The 18,200-nt window shown below is 36.5% G+C and carries 9 protein-coding genes and 1 rRNA gene; 2 read left to right on the top strand and 8 right to left on the bottom strand.

The window, feature by feature from the left end:
• Together C4F50_RS24995 and C4F50_RS24990 are read right to left on the bottom strand one after the other, a co-directional pair.
• A 16S ribosomal RNA gene (locus tag C4F50_RS24995) occupies positions 1-77 on the bottom strand; the annotation flags it as partial.
• Positions 78-760: 683 nt separating this feature from the next.
• Positions 761-1,594, bottom strand: a complete 834-nt coding sequence (locus C4F50_RS24990; protein ID WP_194141362.1) for a M57 family metalloprotease — start codon at positions 1,592-1,594, stop codon at positions 761-763.
• A gap of 548 nt (positions 1,595-2,142) precedes the next feature.
• Here C4F50_RS24990 and C4F50_RS24985 point away from each other — a divergent pair.
• Both C4F50_RS24985 and C4F50_RS24980 read left to right on the top strand, forming a co-directional pair.
• The gene (locus C4F50_RS24985; RefSeq protein ID WP_194141361.1) at positions 2,143-4,857 is read left to right on the top strand and encodes a S8 family serine peptidase; all 2,715 of its coding nucleotides are present in this window, start codon (positions 2,143-2,145) and stop codon (positions 4,855-4,857) included.
• Positions 4,858-5,204: 347 nt separating this feature from the next.
• Positions 5,205-5,636, top strand: coding sequence for a response regulator (locus C4F50_RS24980; RefSeq protein ID WP_194141360.1), 432 nt, complete (start codon positions 5,205-5,207; stop codon positions 5,634-5,636).
• A gap of 36 nt (positions 5,637-5,672) precedes the next feature.
• Here the strand turns inward: C4F50_RS24980 and C4F50_RS24975 are convergent, their stop codons facing one another.
• The 6 genes from C4F50_RS24975 to C4F50_RS24950 form a co-directional block, all read right to left on the bottom strand.
• Positions 5,673-8,156 carry a PAS domain S-box protein gene (locus C4F50_RS24975; RefSeq protein ID WP_194141359.1) on the bottom strand — a complete coding sequence of 828 codons (2,484 nt, stop codon included), beginning with the start codon at positions 8,154-8,156 and terminating at the stop codon, positions 5,673-5,675.
• A gap of 106 nt (positions 8,157-8,262) precedes the next feature.
• Positions 8,263-8,829 carry a hypothetical protein gene (locus tag C4F50_RS24970; protein WP_194141358.1) on the bottom strand — a complete coding sequence of 189 codons (567 nt, stop codon included), beginning with the start codon at positions 8,827-8,829 and terminating at the stop codon, positions 8,263-8,265.
• Positions 8,830-8,839: 10 nt separating this feature from the next.
• Positions 8,840-11,107 (bottom strand): GH92 family glycosyl hydrolase, encoded by a 2,268-nt coding sequence (locus C4F50_RS24965; RefSeq protein WP_194141357.1) that lies wholly within the window; start codon positions 11,105-11,107, stop codon positions 8,840-8,842.
• Positions 11,108-11,239: 132 nt separating this feature from the next.
• Positions 11,240-13,033: an alkaline phosphatase gene (locus C4F50_RS24960; protein WP_194141356.1), complete on the bottom strand. Its 1,794-nt coding sequence runs from the start codon at positions 13,031-13,033 to the stop codon at positions 11,240-11,242.
• Positions 13,034-13,297: 264 nt separating this feature from the next.
• Positions 13,298-15,040, bottom strand: a complete 1,743-nt coding sequence (locus C4F50_RS24955) for a RagB/SusD family nutrient uptake outer membrane protein (RefSeq protein WP_194141355.1) — start codon at positions 15,038-15,040, stop codon at positions 13,298-13,300.
• Positions 15,041-15,056: 16 nt separating this feature from the next.
• Positions 15,057-18,026 (bottom strand): SusC/RagA family TonB-linked outer membrane protein, encoded by a 2,970-nt coding sequence (locus C4F50_RS24950; RefSeq protein WP_194141354.1) that lies wholly within the window; start codon positions 18,024-18,026, stop codon positions 15,057-15,059.
• Positions 18,027-18,200: the final 174 nt, after the last annotated feature.

The raw sequence follows: 18,200 nt of genomic DNA, 5'->3' as shown, positions 1-18,200 counted from the left end.
GACATATACCCCTCGACTTGCATGTGTTAAGCCTGCCGCTAGCGTTCATCCTGAGCCAGGATCAAACTCTTCATCGTATATTTTTATATTATTAAACGATAAATACTATCAGTCTCTCTCGAATCTTGCGACTCTATTACTCTTATTTCTTTTGTCCCGATGTAATCGGGACGGCTGTCAATTCAATATGTCTACGAACGTGTATTTCTTTTTGTCTCGCTTGTTTCTCAAAGCGGGTGCAAAAGTACAGCCTTTATTTAGATTTGCAACTATTTTTAAGAGGTTTTTTTCTGCTTTTTTTAAAAGTTTTTATTAAAACCCTAATAACAAGAAATTTAGATTTTAAAATATTTTACAATCACGAAAGTATTTTCTTATATTATTATTTTTGAGATATAAAAACTAATGCAGAATAGAGAAATCATTTAAAGTAAAACTTCTTATTTATGCCTTTAAAAATAAAAAACACCTTGAAAGAGATCCTATCATCTGTATTTAAAGCCAGCCTTCCCTCACAAATTCTCCATTTTAATAATTACCGATCTATTTTTCTACTTCAATTAAAATGCCTTTAGTAAAAAACAAGTAACTCTACATACTTATACATACTATATACTTATAGTATACTTTAAATTACTTGAGGATTAAAGCTGCAATCAAAAGATCTTTAAAGTAGAACATTCACTATACAAAAAGAGGCCATTTCACCAATAGTGAAACAGCCTCTTTCTATTTTGTAAAGAGAGCCCTAATTCAAATTCTAATATAAATAATTAAGAGCCGTAACGTCGTTGGCGTTGAAAGCTCCTGTCTCGCTTGAGCTGAAACATGCTCTCATATAAGAAGTAGCATCATATCCTGATGGTGTACCTGGAATTAGGATTGCTCCAACACCAGCTGTTCCTTCGTTAGAATTTTGTCCACAGCTTTGACGGCTGAACCAATCTGTATGACGTAAACCAATACAGTGGCCTATTTCGTGAGCCGCTACGTGTGCATTTACATTTGTTGAATAAGAATCTAATCCTGAATATAAAGTAACTGAATTATAAGGTGCTCCTCCTGAAGGGAAACCAGCTACTCCTCCAGCAGATCCGGTTTGTCTTCTTACAACAATATTTGCTCCAGAAGTACTTGAACTAAATGTTAATGTAAAATTTATTGACAATCCTAAATTATTGTACCTGTTTATGGCAGCTTGCAGTCCCGCCCGCATATTTGTGGTCAGGGCTGTTGTACCTGTACCTGATAATCCAACAACTCTGATGGTTCTTGGAGCAGATACTAAATTAGTAGTACGGTATTGTTCTGTAGTTATACCTCCATGAAGATCCATTTTGCTTAATTGCTCTTGCGTAATAACAATATCTCCTTCAATCAAGAATGCTTCTTCTTTAGTACCATCTAATTTGGTATTTTCAATTACCTGCACATCTGAAGTATTTAATGATAGTGAACTAATTTTATTTAAAACTTCTGGTGTTACTTTAAGAGATGCCGAATTTGACTGTGGGACAGCCTCATCTTCTTTGTTACAAGATAACAGGGTCAGCGCTATAACTGACAACGCGAAAATTGATTTAACTTTTTTCATAATAATAGTTTTTTGGTTGTTAAATAAGTTGATAAAAATGGGGTCTTTACAAAATATTGTAATACTTGTTATCAAATTTATATAATTTTTAATCTTAAAATACTTATAAAATTACAATTTAACAAAATTAACACTTTTTGTTAAATTATTTTAACTTAATTTTTTAATAAAATTTATCTTATTTTTATCGCAGCCCCAGTAAAATCAGTATAGGAGTAAGAATCAGCTGGTTGGTAAGAATAATACTATTTGTTATTTTGAATTTGTTAAAAAAATCATTTTAATCAATTGTACGTCATGCAAAATTGAAAAATGAGCTTAAAAAGAGGATTTTGTCTTACAGATTTGAAAGAATTTGCAGGAAAATAAAAATCATAAAATTTTTACAAATATTTTAATAACTTTGATTTACCTACATCGATAAATATTTAAAATAGAAACAATTAATCTTTATCTCTTGATTATTTTATAAGAAATAAGCATTGAACAACCTTTTTTTTTAGAACATTGATAAGGATGTAAGGTATTGCCCCTAACCTCTATAATAAATGAAGACACGGATTACTTTTCTTTTTTTTATAATAACGACAATCAGTTTCTCACAGGTTTCTGAAAAATGGAACCAATACGTAAAAAAGGAAAACGTAAGAAAGCCTGAACCATACTATTTTACATCTTTAGAAAATGCACATCAAAACAACTACAAGATTGTCAAAAAATTAGACAGTACGTTTTGTATTGTTGAGAATAAAAACCGCGACTCTGACCTAGCTTCAAAAAAAAATCTTCCTGTAAATAGTTTGTGGAAATTACCCTCCAATTTTTCAAATCATAAAGAAGACAGATCCTATATCATAGGAACTAATGCTATCGAAGTTTTAATATCCGACTTAAAATCAATAAATGTTACTGACCTTACCATAATTGACAATCAGCTTGTACTAATAAAAAGCGATTCGGAAAAAATTGTTGATGAAATTATAAACTTTACCAGTGTAACTTCTGTATCACAGGAATCGCTGCAGCCCAAAAAGGAATCTAAAATTGCAGATCAAAATTTCACTATTAATTCTATCAATAAAGTCCATTCTAATTTCCCTCTTTTAACTGGAAAAGATCAAATTGTATCGATTAAAGATGATTTTTTTGATGTTAATGATATTGATCTTTTAAACAAGAACACTCCTTCTACCCTGCAATCTTCAACTGTTTCGAGCCATGCAACGGCTATGGCCACTATTGTTTCCGGATTAGGAAATAGTTCTGCATTAGGAAAAGGAGTCGCGCAAGAGGCTAAAATACTTTCGTCTGACTTTTTGAATCTCTATCCTGACGAAATACCTGCACTAGAAGGTGCTGTTATTCAAAATCACTCGTACGGAACCGAAATTGAAAACTTTTATGGTTCCCTGGCCAATGCTTATGACTCCCAATTATTCTTAAATCCTGATTTGACGCATTGCTTTTCTTCTGGTAATATTGGCGTTCAGGGCTATAAATCTATTACAGGTAATTTTAAACAATCTAAGAATAGTATTGTATTGGGATGCATTGATCAAAATGAGGTTATTATGCCGTTTTCTTCAAAAGGCCCTGCTTACGACGGCCGGATAAAACCAGAGCTAACGGCTTTTAGCACACAGGGAACTTCAAACTCCACAGCATTGGTTTCGGGAATTGTCACGCTTATGAAGCAACATTATAAAACTACACATAGCAGCGCTTTGTCTAATGCATTGACTAAAGCAATTTTAATTAATAGTGCAAAGGATTTAGGCAATACAGGTCCCGATTTTACTTATGGTTATGGGAGTATTAATGCAGCTAAATGTTTAAAAACGATCAGCGAAAATAGATTTATATCGGGCAATCTGGCTTCTAAAGAAATCAATTCGCATTGGATTACGGTTCCGACGGATGCTAAAAATTTAAAAATCACATTGGTATGGAACGATCTGCCTGCCCCAATAAACAGCAATATAAGTCTGGTAAACGATTTGGATCTGGAAGTTCTTTCGCCCGACGATGCTCTTTTGCTGCCTTGGGTTCTTAATCCAAATGTTCCCGAAGAATCTGCTGTAAGAGGAAAAGATAAAATTAATAATATCGAGCAAGTAACTATCGAAAGTCCTTTAGCTGGATCTTACAAGATCGATATTACGGGCTCATATGTGTCCAATGATTCTCAAGAATACAGCATTGTTTATGAATATGAATTGGTAAATCAGTTTGAATGGAGTTATCCGGTTAAAAATGATAATTTCCCTTACGATGGTAAAACTCTTTCTCCTTTTAAATGGGATTCTTCGTTTTCTGGCGGTACGGGACAATTGTCTATCAGCTACGATAATGGACAAACATGGGAAGTTATTGCTAACGGAATAAATCTGGATCGTGAACAATTTAATTACATTCCTTCAGCAAAAAAGTTCTCGAAAGCACAATTAAAAATGACTATTGGCAATACCGATTATCTCTCTGAGAGTTTTACGATTTCTTATGACTTAAATATCAGCACGAGCTTAATTTGTGACGGCACAACAGAAATTAATTGGGACAAACCTGCTGATGTGGGTTTGTTTAATATTTATCAGCTCACAGGAGATCATTTAGAATTAAAAGAACAAATACTAAACGCCACTTACACTTATACTGACGGAAAAATTTATACGGTTGTCCCTGTTTTTGATACTAATGAAGGAATAAAAAGTGAGTCGACATTACCGCATGATGAAAATACAAATTGTTATTTTGAATTGGCTTTCGCCGAAGTTTACGAAGAAAACAACATTAAGATTAGTGCCAGTCTATTCAGTTTATACAATATCAAAAAAATTGAATTAGTAAAAATAATTAATAATACGGAAGATGTTATTGGTACGGTAGAGGACTTCAATTTAAAAACATTTTCTTTTTTAGATACTGCTCCACTAAAGGGCAGTAATAAATATAAAATAAACATCATTTTAGAAAACAATAATGTGATAAGTTCTGCAATTCTTGATGCTAATTATCTAGGTGATGTTCTGTTTTTTATTCATCCGACATTGATCAGTAAAAATGATGAATTAATTATTGAAGCCAAAAAAGAGGAAAATGCTGTTTTTTACTTGTACAATATGAGCGGGCAAAACACGATTACTTCGTCATTACTTTCTAAAACTAACAGTATCAACATAAAAAATACCGCTTCAGGAATTTACATTTATAAAATAATAACAGATTCAGGCGGCGTCCAGACTGGAAAGATTGCAATTCTTTAAGTCTTACTTTCATTTTTTTTTAGACAAAAAAATAAAAAGAAGAAAATAGACGTTTTATAAAGGACCAACGCACATAAAGAAATTGTAATTTAAAATTGGCGGTGAATTAAAGTAACTGATTATCAGAACCCAAAATCATATTAATCCTTACATTATATTGGTTTCAACCTTTTGAACTTGTTTCAAATTATAAAATGAAACAAAGTTTAAATCCCTGTTTTTTACCTAAAAATCATTATTGAAGAAGAAAATAAAGCATCAGTACGAATCAGAATTGGTTTTTAAAATTGCAGCTTTACTTAAAGTACAATCAAAATATTTATCTTTGCCTGCAGATAATTAATTCTATGGCCTTAGATACTACTACACTATTTTATGTAGACGATGATGAAGATGACAGAATGTTTTTTGAAGAAGTTGCGCTTCAAATTGGCGAAAATTTAAGTCTTTTTGAATTAGGGGATGATATGCTTCTCAAACTTAAAAATCCTCCGCCTTATCCTTCATTAATATTTCTGGACTTAAATATGCCTATTAAAGATGGTTTTGAAGTTCTTCAGGAAATAAAAGGTTCTCCAAATTTAAAAGAAATTCCAGTAATTATTCTTTCTACGGCCGGAAATTTAGAAACCGTTCAAAAATGTTTTGATCTTGGTGCTTCTTTGTACCTAAAAAAAACCGTTTCAATTAGTGAGCTGAAAAAATCTATTGAATACGTACTTTCAATAGACTGGCAGCAACGAGCTGTTACGATAGAGAATTTCGTATACAAGGGATAATATTTTTTTTACTGAGATATTCCGCAGCAGGTATTTTTAATCCTGCTGGAATTCTGTTGTTGATAGATCTGGAAGAAATATATGAAACGTACTTCCTTGTCCTGCCTGAGATTCTGCAAACATGAAACCTTGATGATTCATGACAATTCTCCTGCACAAAGCCAATCCTATGCCGCTTCCGGGAAAGATAGTCTGCACGTGAAGTCGCTTGAAAATCTCAAAAATCTGATTCTCATAACCTTTTTCAAAACCAATTCCATTATCTTGAAACAGAATATGGAAGTAGTTGGTATTAAGCAGTGGAGCACCGCTCAACTTTGCCGCGCTTTCAGGAGACAAAACGGCTGTACTTATTTTAATTTTTGGGGCAGTATCTGGACGCACAAATTTTAGTGAATTGCTTACCAGATTATAAAATAACTGGTTCATCTGCAATCCCACGGCCTGAAGTACAGGGAGGTTTTCAAAAATTATTTCGGCACCGCTTTCACTAACAGCCAGCTCAAAATCAGTCCATATATTTTGTAAGACCTCGTTGAGATCTACTTTCAGCAGGCTTTTCTCTGGTTGAATAAGCCTTGAAAACGCCAGAAGATCAGAAATCAGCTGGCTCATTCTGGCAGCGGAAAGGGAAATTTTTTCAATAATAGTTTTAGGATCTCTTCTTAAAGTTTCTTCCTGAAGCATGGCCGCAAAAATCTGAATTTTTCGAAGTGGTTCCTGAAGGTCATGACTGGCCACATAAGCAAATTGCGCCAGCTCTTCATTAGAATATTTAAGAGCATTATTAGATTGTTCCAGTTCCTGATTGGCTACTTGGAGTTCTTTTAATACAGCATCAAGCTCTTTGGTTCTAACGGCTACTTCGTTCTCGAGTTCCAGCTGCAATTCTTTATGAATGGTAATATCCTGCGTGGTACCGCTTATCACCAAAGCTTTTCCATTCTCATCAAAATAAGTCTGGCCAACCGCATGAATAACGCGTTCCTGTTTGGTGATCCCATGAATGATGCTGTACTCTGACTCATAGGCTCCGTTGGATCCCGGTTTTTGTGCTTCCCAAAAAGCTTCTGTTACTCGTTTATAATCCGAAGGTTTTATCAAAGCTCTGATACTTTCAGAAGGCATTATGGTTGCTTCTAATCCGAACATGGCTGCATGTCGTTCAGAAAAAGTGCTCATTCCAGTTTCAATATCAAGTGACCAGGTACCCAATTGTGCTACTTCGACAGCAGAGCGGAGTTTTGCTTCACTTTCACGAAGTGCAAATTCGGTTAATTTACTCTGTGTAATGTCTGTAGCGTGAACAATCAAGCCAATTACTTTTCCATTTTGGTTTTTATGCGGCGTATACACAATACTCAGCCATCTTTTAACTCCCATTCTAGAAGGCGCAAACATCTCGTATTTTTCCTGTTCACCTCCGTAGGCAATTTGAAGATGAGGAAGTGTTTTGCTGTAAGCCGCTTCTCCTAAAAATTCTTTGACTGTTTTACCAACCGCCTGATCTCCTTCTACAGCAAACCATTCTTTAAAAACGGTATTGTAGGAAACATATCTTTGCTGCTGGTCCAGATAAAAAATCATGGCAGGCACTGTATCTCGCAGCAGCTGCAGATGCGCTTCACTTGCCAGCAGTTTTTCTTCTTTTTCTTTTTCAGCGGTAATATCAATTGCTATAGCAGTAATATATTTTTCTCCCGCAGGATCCATGACAATAGAAACGCTGTTGTTGACCCAGATTATAGATCCGTCTCCGCATACATAGCGTTTTGTGATCAAAAAGTCTTTTCCTTTTTCGATACACTCCTGCAGCATTTTCATATTGAGTTCCAGATCCTCAGGATGGGTAAGCTCTCCTAAATTCATTTTTAGAATCTCTGTGCGGCTATATCCCAGCATCTGGCAGTACCGATCGTTTACCTCTATTACTCTTCCAGTTATATCGGCTTGCGCAATTCCTGCATTGGACTGCATTAAAACAGTATTGAGCTGTGACCTAACTGAAGTTGATGCGATGACATCTGGTATAAGGGCAGAACTTTCTATACAAGTAGCAAAAATCCCGTCAATACCATCGTTTTGATTATAGATAACACTGTAGCCCACAGTAAGATAAACCTTTTGTAGTACTCCATTATGGCTTAAAGACGAAACTATATTAGACTCAGACTTGAAAACATCTTTATCTATAATGTCATTAACGGCCTCTGATACCGATTTCCATTCAGAATGCAGCACAGCACTTAATGGTTTTCCTAGAGAAACAGTATGAATGTCGCTTCCTTTAAGAAAAGGCAGGAAAGAATCGTTGTAGAGAAGTGTTTTTTCTTGTCCCCATACAATAAACATCGGGACGCGAGAAGCAAGCATGATTCCTAATGAAGTTCGAAGACTTTCTGACCAGGATTCTAAAGGCCCTAAAGGTGAGGCGTTCCAATCCATTGCTGCAATCAGAGATCCGGTTTCTCCCTTATTTTTTAAAAATAAATACTCATTTACACTGCCTTCTACCTTCACTGCTAATTAATTTGTTTCAGTCCGAAGATATAGCAATTTTAATAAACCCGCAATTATTTACCGCACAACCGTCCAGATTTTTTAAGGTTCCTTTTCTTTTACACGTTTACTTATCTACAACTTTAACCAATGTCCAGTTGATTCCCAGCGGATTTTTAATCACTTTACAGATCAACGGAAACTCCGGATTTTTTACAATCCACATTTCGGTTTCGTCGATTTGGGCTTTTATGCGAAAGGTTTCTACCAGTTTGCCGTCCAGAAATACAGCTGTCTGTGAATCCTCGGCGATTAAATCATAAGTCGTATTGTTGTACACAAACTTTTTATTTTTTATTAATTCCTGATAAGCAGACTGCGAAATCATAAAGAAAGTTTCGGTTGGTTTCAGGTTTAAGACCGGCGCATATTCACCCTGATTGTAACTTAAGGCAGTTCCGTTTTTTAATCCTTCTTTTGTGGTTACGATACTGCTTTTTACGCCTCTGGTTTCTAATTTAAAAGTAACTCCGTCATTTTCTAAATTGGTTTTAAGGGACAGTGATCTGGTTTGTCCGTGCAGTTTGCAGACATACTGTAATTCGGTATTGTTTTTAAGTGTCGGAATTGTGTTTTGTGCAATTCCGATTTGAGAAACCGCGCAGAATAGAAGGGATAAAAGTATTTTTTTCATCTTTTGAATTTTATTTTGACGGTGGTAATATCGTTGTTCCCCAAGAGGAAGGTTTCGAATCCATTTCTAAAATCAATTCTCCTCCGTTATTAATATCATCGTGCGAAATCCATGCTTTGTTATATGCTTTTCCGTTTAAAAAAGCGGTTTTAATATACTTGTTTTTGCCGCTCATTTTTTTCGCTGTAATTGTAAAACTTTTACCGTTTTCCAGCTTCATTGTGCTGGTTGTGACCAAAGGAGAATTGATCAGGTAATAAGGCTGTCCGGCATTGGGATACAATCCCATCATGTGAAAAGCAAGCCAAGAAGACATGGCGCCGGAATCATCGTTACCTGGAAGTCCTTCCCTTGAAGTATTGAAATTTTTCTGGATAATCGTTCTGATCCTCTCACTGCTCAAATACGGTTTTCCGATCCAGTGGTACAGACAAGGCGTTAGAAATGAAGGTTCGTTGGCCACATTGTACAATTCTGAATCGAATAAAATATTCAATCTGTTTTCAAACGCTTTTTCTCCTCCTGATTTTTTAATTAGTTCTGGAACGTCGTGCGGAATACTCAATGAATATTCCCATGAATTGCCTTCGTAGAAAAACACGCACCAGTGGCACACATACCAAGGCGATTCGATGATAACCGGCGTATATTTAAAAGTGGGTTTCTGGATTTTTGATTCGCCGAAAACCACATCATCCAGCCAGTTTCCGTCTTTGTCTTTTGGCATGATAAAGCCTTTTGCGCCGTTATTTTCATAATCGGAACGCCATAGGTTCTGCCAGCTGTCGGCTTGTTTTATGTATTGATTGTATATTTCTGTTCTGCCTAAACCTTTGGCAACAACAGCAATATTGTAATCGTTGTACGAATAATCGATTGTACGGTTTCCGGCGCGGTCTGTACCGTAGGGAACGTAGCCTAATTTCAGGTAATCCATAAGCCCGCCCCTTCCCTCTTTTTCTTCATTTCCTCCAGGCGGAACGGCAGCGTCTTTGAGCATCGCCTGCAGTGCCAGTTCGTAATCGATGCCTTTTAGATTTTTTACAAAAGCATCGGCCAGAACCACCTCAGCATTTGAGCCGCCCTGGGTTCTTCCGTTGTCATTGCCGCTTCTTCCTTCGGGTAAAAAACCTTCGCGTTTGTAAATGTTCAGCATGGCGTTGATGATATCCACTTTTCGTTTGGAATCGATAAGGGTGATCAACGGACTTGAAGTACGAAAGGTATCCCAGATCGTATAAAAATCATCGTAATACGGCTCGTCGTTTGTCCATAACGGATTTTCGCCTGTTCGGTCCACGGGCATAATCATGGTATGATACAAAGCTGTGTAGAACATTTTTTTGTATTCAGTTGATGTATCCTGCGAAAGCTGGATTCTGCCCAATAAATTTTCCCATTTATTTTCTAATGAATTCAAAACGGCATTAAAATCCCAATGCGGGATTTCGACTTGGATATTGTTTTTTGCTTTTAATTCACTTAAAAAAGAAATTCCGATTTTCACGTTAACTTCGTCTTTGCCTGAATTTCCGAAAGATACAAGTGCCGCTGTTTTTTTCCCTGAATCAAACTGCGTTTTTTCATTATAAAATTTACCGTCTTTAAAAGTGGCATATTTAGCAATCGGCTGATCGAAAATGGCACAGAAATAAACCGTATAAGCGCGTCCGTTGTTCCACCCGCCTCGGATTCTGCTGTAACCTCTTACTTCGGTATCCGAAACAATTTCGATCTGAGAACCCACAAACTGCTGGGCTTCTCTGGCATCTGGAATCTTTTCTTCCCCAAGAAAAAATCCGGGATCGATCTTTAATTCTTTGGATTTGTTTTTTGGATAGGTAATGCGGTAAAAAGAGACCTTTTCGCCGGTTGTAATTTCGGTTTTGATTTTATTTTCTTTGAAAACCGTTTCGTAATATCCGAGTTTGACGTTTTCTTCAGCTCTAAAAGAAGTCTGGTCGATTTTATCTAAAGTTCCCGAAAAGGGCATAATAGAAATGTTTCCGTATTTGGGGCCGCCTCCCGTTCCGCTTACGTGCACCTGACTGAATCCGGTTACTTCTTTGGGAATCGGAAGCCAGCCGCTGTTGGGACTCGACGTGCAATCGGGACTTGGTTTTACCATTCCGTACGGACACGAAGGCCCGATAAAAACCCTCCCGACTCCTTCTGATCCAATCATGGGATCAACGTATTGGTGAACGGTTTTTTGGGCGTAATTTGTAATTGTGAACAAAAATGATATCCCTAAAAGTATATTTCTGTATATTTTCATTGCTTGTTTATTTCTTTAAAAACTTTGAATTTATTTTTTTTGCCACAGATTAAAGGATTACAAATGATTTTTTACAGCGTTTCAAAAAAAATAATCCTTTTAATCTGTGGCAGAAAACTTCTAAACATTATTTTATTTCAAAATCGAAAGTATCTTTTCAAACACTTCATTGTTTTCATAAACACCTTGAAAATCCTGCGAATGCGGTCCGTAAGAAAATATCGGAACCATTGTCGCTGTGTGGTCATTGGTAATAAAATCGCCTTCTATTTTGTGTGTTTTTACATTTCCCTGCGGAATCGCAAAACCAGACGTTTCATGATCTGCGGTAACAATTACCAATGTTCCTTCATTTTGATCGGCAAACATAAGAGCTTGTGTTATAGCAGTATCAAAATCGATTGTTTCTGCTACAATTCCGGCGGTATTGTTAACATGCCCAAAACTGTCAATCTGTGCTCCTTCTACCATCAGGAAAAAAGGTTTGTTTTTCTTGCTTAAAAATTCAAGACTGTATTTTGTCGCATCTGCTAATACGGTTCCTCTTCCTTCTAGAACAGAAGGAACTCTTTTTTGAGAAATAAATACACCAACGGCCTCATTGGTTTCAGCCTGAAGTTCTTTAACCGAATTCAGTAACTTAAATTTAGACCCTAGTGAAATGTTTTTAAAACTTTCTGCACCGCCGCCTGCAAACAAATTGAGTCTGCTTGCTAATAAATCTTTAGAAATTGTTTCTGTATCCGATCTTTCGTTTGTATGTGCATAAAAAGCTGCCGGGGTTGCGCCGGTGATTTCATCAGTGGTTATGACTCCTGTTGAGAAATTTCTTTTTTGGAGTATTTCTAAAATATTCGGAATTGGTTTTCGTAAAGTATCGGTTCCAATGGCTCTATTATTTGTTTTCTGCCCTGTTGCCAAAGCTGTTCCTGCTGCTGCAGAATCTGTTGTAAAATCGTCTGCTGATTGTGTTTTTATAAAACCAATACTTTTTAATTGTGTTACTGATAAAGCTCCATTATTGGCCAAAACGGCTGAAGATATCTGCGACAAACCATTTCCGTCTCCAATTAAAAGAATTACATTTTTTACCGGAAGATTTTTTTGATCTGTTTTATAAGTCGGAACATACACTTTTGATGAATTAGAAGCTGTCACCCATCTGTTCGGAAAAGATTCAAGGTATTGAACACAATTGTATGGTTTATCTGTATTAATAATAGTTACTCCTAATTCTAAAAATACTTTCCAAGCACTTTTGGTATCTGGACATCCCCAGAAGCGAAAGGGCTTGTTCCATGTTTTTGCTTTAGAAATAACAGCATTTACGCGATCGTAATCCTCATGAGTTAATCTTCCTAATCCGTTCCAAACGGAGTATTTTTTAAAGTCAACACTGATCATGGCTACTTTTTCCCAGTTTTCTTTTGACAGGTTTTGGTCTATCTCCTGATAATCGAATGTAATAAAATCTGGATATTTAGTATAGGTTGCAGCATTTGGTCTGTTTCCTGATATAATAATTTTAAGATTCTTATTTTTTGTTATCGTTTCGTATTTTTTTAAAACAGTAATAAGTTTTTGCAGCGTTGGTTCGGCATCAGTCTTTATGTCTATCAATAAAAATAATGGGGTCTCTTTTTTGTAGTTCATTTTTAAAGCTGTTTCTAAGGGCTTTAAATACAAATCTTCTAAAGTTCTGGAAGCAGTAATTCCTTCTTTGTCATGGGCAACAAATAAGTTATTGTCTTTTAAGAAAATATCTGCTTCGATAGAGGCTGCACCGTTTGAATACGCATCCCAAAAAGGAATGGTATGGTTGTAATCGTTATGCGAATGTACTTTGATTCTGTCCTGCGCGCACAAATGGCTTTGAATTCCAAAAAGAAAGAGCAGTAAACTGATGCTTATGAATGGTAATTTCATTTGAAATAAATTAATGAATTTTGAATAAAAAAATGTAGGTAGATGGGGCAAAAAAGGGAGTGTAAAACATGTCTCTGCCTGACTTAACAGCTAAAAAACGGGGGATTTTTTTCTGCAGACGGCTTGTATCAAAAAATAATAAACAGGGTGTTCCTAAAAACAGCCCTGTTTCAAAACAACTAACACAAAAGACCGGCCCATTTTACTACAATGCCAATAAAATGAGCGGCAGTCTTTAATTCAATATAAAAAAACAAAATTAAACTAGTAACCTTTATTTTGCACTAAGTAACCTGGAGTGTTCGAAGCTCCGTCAATAGCTACCTGAGGGATTGGGAATAAGCGTTTGTTTACATCAGTATCTGTTTTTTCGGTCCATTTGTCTTCAAAATGTCCAAAACGAATCTGAGTGGTTCTTCTCAAACCTTCCCAATAAAATTCAAAACCGTATTCTCTGTACAAAATATCTAAAGTAATTGCTGGAAGCGCTGCAGGAATTGGAGCGCGGGCAGTTCTAGAAGTTCTTACCGTGTTCATATCTGCTAAAGCTCCAGCATTATCGCCTTTTCTTAATCTGGCTTCGGCACGCATCATCAAAATTTCTGCATATCTAAGCAATACCATGTCTACACTGCTGTAGTAGTTTCCGTCTGGAGAAGTGTGGCTGAACTGGTATTTAGAAACTCGGTATCCAGAATAGTGCATACTTCCTTCTTTAGTAAAATCTACTTTTTCTGTTAGGTTTACATAACCCACATTTTTGTCTGGTCCGTTTCCTTTAATTTGTTTTACAGGATAAATTCTATACCCGCCGTCACATTTGTAGAAAGCTCCATTGGCATCCTTTCTCGCAGCCCACGGAATACCTCTCATGATTCCTCTGTCGATTTCAAACTCTTCTGCTTTTACACAGTAGTAATGGTTTTCGTCGTTTAATGGAGAAAATCCGGTAAGGTCTTTTAAATTATCCGGCACTTTTGCGTTGTTTTTGTAAAATCTTGAATCTGCATCTGCAGGATCTACAGAACCGTAAGCGCTAACCCATGTCTGGTAAAAGTCTGATGTAATAGCCGGACCGTCTGTTCCGTCTGCATTAATCGATTCTGGTCTTGGGAACATTGATCCCGGAATTGACCAGTATGCCCAGCGGTTGTGTTCGTCTTTTAAAACACCTCGCTGATCTAATGCAAAAATTACTTCTTTGTTAGAATTATTAGCATCATCAAACAAGTCAAAATATTCTGGAGACAGACTGAATTTACCCGAATTGATAATGTTGTCGGTATACTTTATAACTTTATCCATGTCTGCAGTAGTAAAATTTGCCGTTCCGTAAGGATCACGGTAAACTGCCGCGTTTAGATTTAGTCTTGCAAGAAGTCCCCAAACCGCAGCTTGTGTCATTCTTCCTGGTCCTTTGGTTGTATTGATCACATCTGCTACAGACAACAAGTCGTTTTCTATGTAAGAAACCGCATCTTGTCCTCTAAGAATTTCAGAAATACTGGCCGATGATTCTTTTTTAAATACAAGTCCCCAGCTGTCCAGCGTCATCATATTCAGGTAAGCTCTCAAGGCTTTCATTTCGTAAAGTGCTCCCTGTGCTTCTGTATTACCGCTTTCGGCAAGAGGTGTTAGCACTTCGATAGCAGACAGTGTTCTCGAAATATTTTTAGTCAATTCATTCCAAGTACTTGTCACCAAGTCATTTGTCGGCGTAGTGGTATGCGCATGTACAGCCAGATATTTACCGCCGTCGTACCAGTCTGTTCCACCTCTGTAAGGTAAAATTCCTTCGTCGCTGGCAATTAACTGGAGTCCGTAGTTGTTGGTATGAATCCATGTTGATTTTAACTGTCCGTAAGCTGGAGCAATGGCACCGCTGATCGCTTCTGCCTGTCCTGCACCATCCAAAGATTCGTCCAGAACATTTTCTTCTAAGTTTGTACAGCTCGAGTTAAAGAATAAACCCAATCCAAGAGCTGCTATTATAATTTTATTTTTCATGTTTTGTTATTTTTGATTAAAATGCCGCGTTTAAACCAAACACAATAGTTCTGCTTCTTGGGTAACTGAAATAATCGATTCCGAAAGACTGAATGTCTCCAACAGAAGTTCCGGTATTGATTTCAGGATCGTAACCACTGTATTTTGTGATCACAAATAAATTTTGTCCTGTAACCGATAGACGAATATTGTCCATTACATTATCAAGTCCGATTAATTTTGGGCTTAAATTATATCCAAGAGTTGCATTATTTAATCTTAGGAAACTTCCGTCTTCTAAATATCTTGTAGAAACTGTATTAGAGTTGGTAGACGATTCGTTTAAAAATTCTGAAGCTCGGTCTGTAGTGTTAAAAGAGTTTGCCAAGTTACCTCTGTTAAAAGAAGTCATTGCTACGTGGTTGTAAATTTTGTTACCTCCAGCTCCGTTAAAATTAAATCCTAAATCAATATTCTTGTATTTAAAATTCAGGTAAAAAGCATAAATATAATCTGGCAGCGCACTTCCGGCAACAACACGGTCATTGTCCAGAATTTGTCCGTCTCCGTTTGTATCTGCAAACTGATTTAAACCATTAGCACCAATTCCTGTAAACTCAAGCATGTAGAAAGAACCAATAGGCTGTCCGTTAAGTACACCGTTGATCGTTGCACCAGATTGTCCGCCTCCCTGCGCTCCACCTGTTGTCAAAATTTTATACGGAGAATTTTCTACTTTATTATTGGTAAAAGATACGTTTCCGCCAATGCTGTATGAGAAATCACGGGTTTTATCACTGCTGTAATCTAAAGCAACCTCGATACCGTGGTTTTTAATCTGCATATCTGGAATGTTTGTCCAATATTTTGATGTAGGCTGAATCGGATCTACCGGCGCTACTTCTAACAAAATGTTTTCTGAAACTTTGTTGAAATAATCAACTGTGCCTGATAATCTGTTATTGAATAAGCTAAAATCTAAACCGATATTTGTTTGTGTAGAAACTTCCCACTGAATGTTTGGATTTGCCAAACGTGTGTAGATAGAACCGTATGGGTAACCGCCTAAATCTGTTGCAGACGGATCTAATGGATAGGTGTCGTATCCTGTGTTACTTTCTGTATAACTTGCCTTGGTAATCTTAGAAGGGATTTCCTGAGAGCCAGTTTGCCCCCAGCTTGCTCTTAATTTAAGATTGTTCACTGTTTCAGATTCTGCTAAGAAATCTTCTTTTGTAATGTTCCAGCCCAATGCTACAGAAGGAAAATATCCGTATCTGTTATTTTTACCAAATTTAGAAGAACCGTCTGCACGCATGGTTGCTGTAAGCAGGTATTTATTATCAAAACCGTAATTTAATCTTCCAAAGAAAGACTGAAGCTCATTTTCTACCGCAGACGATGATTGTGTTGTACGCTCGCTTGCTGTTTCGATTTGATTTTTTGGTTCAACACCATTATCTGGGAATCCTGATAAGTTGTAGCTTTTTTGGTTTACCTGAATTTTTTGGTAAGACTGACCCGCTAAAACTGTAAAATTATGAACTCCTTTTGTAAAGTTATACGTCAAGGTGTTTTCATACAAAACGTTGTTATTGGTAGTCATAACATTGTTTAATGAACCTAAAGTTGTATTTGTTGCAGAAGTATAAGGCAATACCTGAATGTCTCTTTCTGACATTGAGTAATCTACACCAAGATTAAACTTATACGTTAATCCTTTTATAAATTCATAAGATGGAGAAATATTAGCCAAAATACGATTGTTGTTGGTCTCGTCAGAGTAAATTCTCTCACTGATCAACGGATTCAAAATATCGTTGCTTAAGTTCGTATTCGGTTGTCCGTTTACATAAACGGCGTCTGTAGGATTCATGGTTAACATGTTTCCAACAATACCTCTAGCATCTGGTCTCGAATTTTCAAGTTTTGTAGCGGTCATATTAAAAGCAACACTAAACTTATCGTTTAAGGCTTTTTGATTTAAATTCAAACGTCCAGAATAACGTTTTAAATCACTGTTTCTTAAAACACCTTCTTGATTATCTACTCCAAGAGAAGCTGCATAGGTAGATTTTTCTGTACCGCCGCTCATCGATAAGTTAACGTTCTGAGAAACTCCCGTTCTTGTTAACTCATCCTGCCAGTTAGTGTTTGCTCCGCCGTCCTGCAATGTTCCGTTTACAGCTGCAACTTGTTTTCTAAATTCATCTGCACTAAAAACATCTACTTTATTTGCTAATGACGAATAACCGCTGGTTATAGAAAGATTTATTTTATTTTGTCCTTTTGATCCTTTTTTAGTCGTAATTACAATTACCCCATTTGCTGCTCTAGAACCATAAATGGCAGAAGCAGAAGCATCTTTAAGAACTTCAATGCTTTCGATATCCTGAGGATTGATAAAGTTTAAAGGGTTTGATGCCACTCCAGTACCCGAATTGTCCAAAGCAAAACCATCTACTACATATAAAGGTGTTGTTCCCGAACGTAAACTTCCGACTCCGCGGATAATAATATCCTGAGAAGCACCCGGCTCACCGCTCGCTGCGATAACATTTACACCCGCAACTTTACCTTGAATAAGCTGTCCGGCATTGGCTACTACTCCTTTGTTAAAATTTTCGCTTTTTACAGAACCAATAGCACCCGTTACGTCAGATCTTTTTTGAGAACCGTAACCAACCACTACTACTTCATTTAAAGTACTCACTTCTTCTGCCAAAGAAACTGTTAGTTTTTGTGGTGCAGAGAACGAAACTTCTTTGGTTTTAAATCCTACATAAGAGAAAACTAAAACACCTTGTGTCTGTTGTACTTTAATTTTAAAATTCCCGTCAAAATCTGTTGTCACAGCTCCTTTTGGTTCTCCTTTAATATACACAGAGACTCCTGGTACGGGTACTTTTTCTGTATCAGAAAGTACGATTCCTGATACTGACTCCTGCGCATAGGAATAGGACATACATCCTAAGGCAAGAATTAACAATGCATAGATTTTTTTCATTTAAAATACTTTTTTATGTTTTGTCAAAAGTATTTTAAGGAACCTGCCAAGAGGAGGATTTTTGTTTTCCAAAAGAGGACTAATAATTCAATTTAGGGCAGTATTAACAGAAAAAAAGGGTAAAATTTGTTCATTAACCTTTGCCTAACTTTGTGTAAATACTGGGCTAACAGC

This window comes from Flavobacterium hungaricum (genome assembly GCF_015182285.1).
GTDB classification, from domain to species: Bacteria; Bacteroidota; Bacteroidia; order Flavobacteriales; family Flavobacteriaceae; genus Flavobacterium; species Flavobacterium hungaricum.
This window is presented reverse-complemented; position numbering and strand designations above follow the sequence as displayed.

Coding starts and splice junctions, on each gene's coding strand:
- C4F50_RS24950 (WP_194141354.1), bottom strand. CDS start 18,026: ATGAAAAAAATCTATGCATTGTTAATTCTTGCCTTAGGATGTATGTCC.
- C4F50_RS24985 (WP_194141361.1), top strand. CDS start 2,143: ATGAAGACACGGATTACTTTTCTTTTTTTTATAATAACGACAATCAGT.
- C4F50_RS24965 (WP_194141357.1), bottom strand. CDS start 11,107: ATGAAAATATACAGAAATATACTTTTAGGGATATCATTTTTGTTCACA.
- C4F50_RS24970 (WP_194141358.1), bottom strand. CDS start 8,829: ATGAAAAAAATACTTTTATCCCTTCTATTCTGCGCGGTTTCTCAAATC.
- C4F50_RS24990 (WP_194141362.1), bottom strand. CDS start 1,594: ATGAAAAAAGTTAAATCAATTTTCGCGTTGTCAGTTATAGCGCTGACC.
- C4F50_RS24955 (WP_194141355.1), bottom strand. CDS start 15,040: ATGAAAAATAAAATTATAATAGCAGCTCTTGGATTGGGTTTATTCTTT.
- C4F50_RS24980 (WP_194141360.1), top strand. CDS start 5,205: ATGGCCTTAGATACTACTACACTATTTTATGTAGACGATGATGAAGAT.
- C4F50_RS24960 (WP_194141356.1), bottom strand. CDS start 13,033: ATGAAATTACCATTCATAAGCATCAGTTTACTGCTCTTTCTTTTTGGA.